Source organism: Pseudomonas sp. P5_A12 (assembly GCF_056400685.1).
This window is the reverse complement of record NZ_JBFUKU010000285.1, coordinates 1-6,735: the sequence shown is the minus strand read 5'-3', so window position 1 is coordinate 6,735 and position 6,735 is coordinate 1. Positions and strand designations below refer to the sequence as shown.

The 6,735-nt window shown below is 59.8% G+C and carries 7 protein-coding genes; 4 read left to right on the top strand and 3 right to left on the bottom strand.

Annotated features, from left to right (window positions below; all coding sequences use genetic code 11):
- The 4 genes from AC1DSG_RS25520 to AC1DSG_RS25505 all read left to right on the top strand — a co-directional run.
- On the top strand, positions 1 to 528 hold a 528-nt coding region (locus AC1DSG_RS25520), incomplete at its 5' end, for an aldehyde dehydrogenase family protein (protein WP_477793367.1).
- 56 nt (positions 529 to 584) lie between these two features.
- Positions 585 to 2,006: an MFS transporter gene (locus AC1DSG_RS25515; protein WP_477793366.1), complete on the top strand. Its 1,422-nt coding sequence runs from the start codon at positions 585 to 587 to the stop codon at positions 2,004 to 2,006.
- Between the two features lie 11 nt (positions 2,007 to 2,017).
- The gene (gene garD / locus AC1DSG_RS25510) at positions 2,018 to 3,571 is read left to right on the top strand and encodes a galactarate dehydratase (RefSeq protein ID WP_477793365.1); all 1,554 of its coding nucleotides are present in this window, start codon (positions 2,018 to 2,020) and stop codon (positions 3,569 to 3,571) included.
- A 177-nt stretch (positions 3,572 to 3,748) separates the two neighbouring features.
- On the top strand, positions 3,749 to 4,690 hold the full coding sequence (locus tag AC1DSG_RS25505) for an AEC family transporter (RefSeq protein WP_477793364.1): 942 nt from the start codon (positions 3,749 to 3,751) through the stop codon (positions 4,688 to 4,690).
- Between the two features lie 158 nt (positions 4,691 to 4,848).
- Here the strand turns inward: AC1DSG_RS25505 and AC1DSG_RS25500 are convergent, their stop codons facing one another.
- From AC1DSG_RS25500 to AC1DSG_RS25490, 3 genes are read right to left on the bottom strand one after another with little or no spacing between them, the layout of a single operon-like run.
- The gene (locus AC1DSG_RS25500) at positions 4,849 to 5,229 is read right to left on the bottom strand and encodes a carboxymuconolactone decarboxylase family protein (protein WP_477793363.1); all 381 of its coding nucleotides are present in this window, start codon (positions 5,227 to 5,229) and stop codon (positions 4,849 to 4,851) included.
- On the bottom strand, positions 5,226 to 6,287 hold the full coding sequence (locus AC1DSG_RS25495) for a calcium/sodium antiporter (RefSeq protein WP_477793362.1): 1,062 nt from the start codon (positions 6,285 to 6,287) through the stop codon (positions 5,226 to 5,228). The genes AC1DSG_RS25500 and AC1DSG_RS25495 overlap by 4 nt, the downstream gene beginning before the upstream one ends.
- A 50-nt stretch (positions 6,288 to 6,337) precedes the next feature.
- A complete protein-coding gene (locus tag AC1DSG_RS25490; protein WP_477793361.1) occupies positions 6,338 to 6,712 on the bottom strand; it encodes a septal ring lytic transglycosylase RlpA family protein in 375 nt (124 codons plus the stop codon).
- Positions 6,713 to 6,735: the final 23 nt, after the last annotated feature.

Sequence of the window (6,735 nt, the reverse complement as noted above, 5' to 3'; positions counted from 1 at the left end):
CGCATGAAGTCGATCAAGGTCGGCCACGCGTTGAAAGCCGGCACCGACATTGGTCCGGTCGTCTCGCAAGCTCAGCTTGAACAAGACATGAAGTACATCGACATCGGCCAGTCCGAAGGTGCGCGTCTGGTCAGCGGTGGCGGTTTGGTGACTTGCGATACTGAAGGCTACTTCCTCGCGCCAACACTGTTTGCCGACAGCGAAGCCGAGATGCGCATCAGCCGCGAAGAGATCTTTGGCCCGGTGGCCAACGTGGTTCGCGTTGCCGATTACGAAGCCGCTCTGGCCATGGCCAACGACACCGAATTCGGTCTGTCGGCGGGTATCGCCACCACTTCGCTGAAGTACGCCAACCACTTCAAACGCCATTCCCAGGCCGGGATGGTGATGGTCAATCTGCCGACCGCGGGCGTGGATTACCACGTTCCATTCGGCGGGCGTAAAGGTTCATCCTATGGATCCCGCGAGCAAGGTCGCTATGCGCAAGAGTTCTACACCGTGGTGAAGACCTCTTACATCGGTTCGTAACCCGTAGCACCCGCGCGAGGCCCTGCCTCAGGCTTCGCGCGGTACAAGACCAAAAAATGTTTTACCCGCATAAAAATAATCAGTGGGAGTACATCTACATGCAAGCGACCAAGCCGACTCACGTCCGCTATTTGATCCTGCTCATGCTTTTTCTGGTGACCACGATCAACTACGCCGACCGGGCCACTATCGCCATCGCGGGCTCCAGCCTGCAAAAAGACCTCGGCATCGACGCCGTCACCCTCGGTTATATCTTCTCTGCATTCGGTTGGGCCTACGTGGCCGGGCAAATTCCCGGTGGCTGGCTGCTGGACCGTTTCGGTTCGAAAAAAGTTTATGCGCTGAGCATTTTCACCTGGTCGCTGTTCAYCGTGTTGCAGGGTTATGTCGGCGAGTTCGGCATGTCCACCGCGGTGGTAGCGCTGTTCATGCTTCGCTTCCTGGTCGGCCTGGCCGAAGCACCATCCTTCCCCGGCAACGCTCGCATTGTGGCGGCCTGGTTCCCGACCGCTGAACGCGGTACGGCTTCGGCGATCTTCAACTCGGCGCAATACTTTGCCACCGTGTTGTTTGCACCATTGATGGGCTGGATCGTCTACAGCTTCGGCTGGCAGCATGTGTTCATCGTCATGGGTGTGGTTGGTATCATCTTCTCGGGCATCTGGCTGAAAGTTATCCACAGCCCGCGCCAGCACCCGAAAATCAACGAGGCCGAGTTCAAGTACATCGCCGAGAACGGCGGCATGGTCGATATGGACCAGGACAAAGGTAAAGGACAAGCCGCCGGCAAACCGGCTGAAGGTCCGAAATGGGACTACATCCGTCAGCTGTTGACCAATCGCATGATGCTGGGTGTGTACTTGAGCCAGTACTGCATCAACGCCATCACCTACTTCTTCCTGACCTGGTTCCCGGTGTACCTGGTGCAAGAACGCGGCATGACCATCCTCAAGGCCGGTTTCATTGCCTCGTTGCCGGCCATCTGCGGTTTTATCGGTGGTGTGTTGGGCGGGGTGATCTCCGACTACCTGCTGCGCAAAGGCCATTCCCTGACCTTCGCCCGCAAGGCGCCGATCATCGCGGGCTTGCTGGTGTCCAGCAGCATCGTGGCCTGCAACTACGTTGACGTTGAATGGATGGTCGTGGGCTTCATGGCTTTGGCATTCTTCGGCAAAGGCGTTGGCGCATTGGGTTGGGCAGTGGTCTCCGACACGTCGCCAAAACAGATTGCCGGTTTGAGTGGCGGCCTGTTCAACATGTTCGGCAACATCGCGTCGATCACCACGCCCATCGTGATCGGCTACATCATCAGCTCCACCGGTTCGTTCAAATGGGCGCTGGTGTTTGTCGGTTGCAACGCACTGGTTGCAGTGTTCAGCTACCTGGTGATCGTCGGTCCGATCAAACGTGTGGTACTCAAAGAGCCACCGGTCAGCGGTCCTGAATCAAATCACAAATTGTCACAAGCGCATTCCTGAGGAGCGGCGTCATGCAGTTGATTGAACATTCCGACTCGCCGCGCTACATCCGCCTGCACGAGCGGGACAACGTAGTGATCGTGGTCAATGACCAGGGCGTGCCAGCCGGCACCGAGTTTCCCGATGGCCTGGTGACAGTGGACTTCGTGCCACAGAGCCACAAGGTCACGCTGGAGGACATTCCCGAAGGCGGCCAGGTGATTCGTTACGGCCAGACCATTGGCTACGCGTTGCAGCCGATCCCGCGCGGCAGCTGGGTCAAGGAAGATCAACTGCGCATGCCCACCGCGCCACCGCTGGACAGCTTGCCGCTGTCCACCGAAGTGCCGGCGGCGCAGGCACCGCTGGAAGGCTTTACGTTCGAGGGTTATCGCAACGCCGACGGCACCGTCGGCACGCGCAATATTCTTGGGATCACCACGACCGTTCAGTGCGTCACCGGCGTGCTCGATCATGCGGTCAAGCGTATCAAGGACGAGTTGCTGCCCAAGTACCCGAACGTCGATGACGTGGTGGCGCTGACTCACAGCTACGGCTGTGGGGTGGCGATTACGGCGGCTGATGCGTATATCCCGATCCGCACCGTGCGCAACCTTGCGCGCAACCCGAACCTGGGCGGCGAAGCGTTGGTGATCAGCCTGGGCTGCGAGAAATTGCAGGCCGGACAAGTGATGCACGAGAACGACAGCTCGGTGGATTTGAGCGAGCCGTGGTTGTATCGCTTGCAGGATTCGAGTCACGGTTTCACCGAGATGATCGAGCAGATCATGGCGCTGGCCGAAACCCGTCTGAAGAAGCTCGATCAGCGTCGCCGGGAAACCGTGCCGGCGTCCGAGCTGATTCTGGGCATGCAGTGTGGTGGCAGTGATGCGTTTTCCGGGATCACCGCCAACCCCGCGCTGGGTTATGCCTCGGACCTGTTGCTGCGTGCTGGTGCGACGGTAATGTTTTCCGAAGTCACCGAAGTGCGCGATKCGATTTATCTGCTGACCTCCCGCGCAGAGACTGAGGAAGTCGCTCAGGAACTGGTGCGGGAAATGGACTGGTACGACCGTTACCTGGCCAAGGGCGAAGCGGATCGCAGCGCCAACACCACGCCGGGCAACAAGAAGGGCGGGTTGTCGAACATTGTCGAGAAGTCCCTGGGCTCGATCGTCAAGTCCGGCAGCAGCGCGATCAACGGCGTGCTTGGCCCTGGCGAACGTTTCAAGCGCAAAGGGCTGATTTTCTGCGCGACCCCGGCCAGCGACTTTGTCTGCGGGACGTTACAATTGGCGGCGGGGATGAACCTGCATGTGTTCACCACGGGCCGTGGTACGCCTTATGGCTTGGCGATGGCGCCGGTGGTGAAGGTCTCGACGCGTACGGAGCTGGCGCAGCGCTGGCCGGATTTGATCGACATCGATGCCGGGCGGATTGCGACCGGGCGCGCTTCGATCGAAGACCTCGGATGGGAGTTGTTCCACTACTACCTGGACGTGGCCAGCGGCAAGAAACAGACGTGGGCCGAGCAGCACAAGCTGCATAACGACATCACCCTGTTCAATCCGGCGCCGATTACCTAAGACCGACTAATGATCGTTCCCACGCTCCGCGTGGGAATGCAGTCAGGGGCGCTCTGCGTCCAAAAGCGTGACGCGGAGCGTCACAAGAGGCATTCCCACGCAGAGCGTTGGAACGATCAGGGTGAAAGTGGCTTATCATTAGCCCCCTAACGACGCTCACCCAAGGTTCCCCCCGGCATGCTGGCTATCTTCCTCGAAACCCTGAACATCACCGCGCCGGTGTTTGCCATGCTGTTTCTGGGGGCGTTGCTCAAGCGCATCAACTGGATCAACGACAATTTCATCATCACCGCGTCGGCCCTGGTGTTCAACGTCACCATGCCGGCGTTGTTGTTTCTGGGCATCCTGCATGCCGACCTCCGCGCCGCGCTACAACCGGCGCTGCTGATCTACTTCTCGATTGCCACGCTGGTGAGTTTCGCCATTGCCTGGGGCTGGGCGATCTGGAAGTGCCCGCGTGAAGATCGGGGGATCTACACCCAAGGCGCATTTCGCGGCAACAACGGGGTGATCGGCCTGGCGCTGGCGGCGAGTATGTACGGTGCTTACGGGATATCCCTCGGTGCGATTCTCGCGGCGCTGGTGATTCTGTTCTACAACACGCTCTCGACCATTGTGCTGGCGGTATACAGCCCGGTGATCAAGTCCGATCCGTGGAGCATCTGCAAAAGCGTGATGGGCAACCCGTTGATCATCAGCGTGTTTGCGGCGGCCCCGTTTGCCTATTTCAATATTGGCTTGCCGGGCTGGCTGGAGAAATCCGGCCAATATCTGGCGCAAACCACCTTGCCACTGGCGTTGATCTGCATCGGTGGCACGCTGTCGCTGGCAGCGTTGCGCAAGAGTGGCAACATGGCACTCAGCTCAAGTCTGGTGAAGATGATCGGTCTGCCGGTGCTGACAACCCTTGGGGCCTGGCTCTGGGGTTTTCGGGGGGCGGAGCTGGGGATTCTGTTTCTGTACTTCGGCAGCCCGACCGCTGCGGCCAGTTTTGTCATGGCCCGCCAAGCCAATGGCAATCACGAGCTGGCGGCGGCGATCATTGTGATCACCACATTGATGGCGGCGGTGACTACCAACATCGGGATCTTTTTGTTGCAGTGGGGTGGGTGGATTTAACCCAGAGCTTTGGTGGTGTTCTTCAGGGCCTCATCGCGAGCAGGCTCGCTCCYACAGTGATCTTCAGTGTTCACACAACTTGTGCAACAAAGGAGATCCCCTGTRGGAGCGAGCCTGCTCGCGATGGCGGCAGACCTTTCACCACCATCTTCGGATTTTCACTCCGGCTTCTGATAGCTCTCAATCACTTCCTGCGCCGCCCGAAACGCATCAATCGCCGCCGGCGCGCCGGCATACACCGCGCAATGCAGCAGCGTTTCACGAATCTCTTCCACGGTGCAGCCGTTGTTCAGCGCGCCGCGCACGTGGCCTTTCAATTCTTGCGGGCATTTGAGCGCGGTCAGCGCGGCAAGGGTGATCAGGCTGCGGGTTTTCAGTGCCAGGCCATCACGGTTCCAGACAGCGCCCCAGGCGTGTTCATTGACGAAATCCTGCAACGGCTGGGTGAACTCGGTGGCATTGCCCAGTGCGCGGTCGACGAAGGCGTCGCCCATCACTTGGCGGCGGACTTCAACGCCAGGTTTTTTAGTGTCGGTCATGGCAAATCCCTCTTGTGGTGTTGGCGACGCCAGGCGAGCAGCGACGTGAACAGCAAAAACGCCACCAGCGCCGGCAGGACGAAAAACAGCATCAGGTGTTCAAGTTTGCCGGCCAGTGGCATGCCGGTGGTGAACGACACCACGTGCAGCCCGTAGGCGAGGTACAAACCCAGACACAGCAAACCTTCGGCCCGGGTCACCCGATAGCCGGTATAGAACAGCGGCAGACAAAACACCGCGACACCGAGCATCACCGGCAAGTCGAAATCCAGGGCATTGGGAGAAACCGACAGGGGCGACGGCGCAATCAGCGCCGTGATGCCCAGCACACCCAGCAGGTTGAACAGGTTGCTGCCGATCACGTTGCCCACCGCAATTTCCCGCTCACCGCGCAGGGCAGCAATCAATGAGGTGGCCAACTCCGGCAGGGACGTGCTGATGGCCACGATGGTCAGGCCGATGATCCGTTCCGACAACCCTAGATCGGTCGCCACCTCAACGGCCGCCCCCAGCAGCAGGTGCCCGGCGTAGATCAACATTGCCAGCCCGGCCACGATCATCAGCAGGCTGCTGAACCAGGGGACCGGACGGCTTTGGGGATCGCTCGATGGCGGACGAGCCGAGTTCCGAGACTGGCGCAGCAGCAAGCCCAGGTATAACGCCAGTGYGGCCAGCAGTGTCACGCCATCAGTGCGGGTCAGTTCTTCATTCCAGGCCAGGACAAACACCAGCAGGCTGGCGCCGATCATCAGCGGGATATCCAGGCGCACCAGTTGCCGCGAAACACGCAGCGGAATGATCAGCGCCGAGAGCCCAAGGGTGACGAGAATGTTGAAGATGCTGCTGCCGATCACGCTACCGACAGCAATGTCGGCATTTTCCGCGAGGGTGGCTTGCAGGCTGACCGCCATCTGCGGCGCGCTGCTGCCGAGGGCAACGATGGTCAGACCGATGATCAGCGGCCGCACATGCCACCGCGCCGCTAGACGCACGGCGGCACGCACCATCAGTTCGGCGCCGGCGATCAGTAAAAACAGGCCACTGAGCAGTTCAATCACACTGATCAGGGGTAAATCGGCAAGTCCGAAAATGGTCGGTGCTCCGTCTGTCAGTCGTCGAGGGCTTGCACGCGAACCTTGGCAGTGCCGCTTTTGATCATGCCCAGGCGCTCGGCGGCTTCATGGGACAGATCGATCAGGCGTCCCCGGGTATGGGGCCCGCGATCGTTGATGCGGACCACGCAGGACTTGTCGTTGTTCAGATTGGTGACCTTCACCCGCGTGCCGAAGGGCAGCTGGCGATGGGCGGCGGTCATGGAATTCTTGTTGAAACGCTCGCCACTGGCGGTGCGTTTGCCTTGGTGTTTGGCGCCGTAATAGGACGCGACGCCGGTCTTGTCGTAGCCGTGTGGATCGACGGCATCGTTACTGGCGCAACCGGCCAGCAGAGCGAGCAGGGCGCAGGCACTGAACAGACGCTTCATTTAAAGGTTTCCACATACAAATG

Excerpts from the sequence above, each read along its gene's own strand:
- AC1DSG_RS25500 (WP_477793363.1), bottom strand. The coding sequence starts at position 5,229 with ATGACCGACACTAAAAAACCTGGCGTTGAAGTCCGCCGCCAAGTGATG.
- AC1DSG_RS25490 (WP_477793361.1), bottom strand. The coding sequence starts at position 6,712 with ATGAAGCGTCTGTTCAGTGCCTGCGCCCTGCTCGCTCTGCTGGCCGGT.
- AC1DSG_RS25505 (WP_477793364.1), top strand. The coding sequence starts at position 3,749 with ATGCTGGCTATCTTCCTCGAAACCCTGAACATCACCGCGCCGGTGTTT.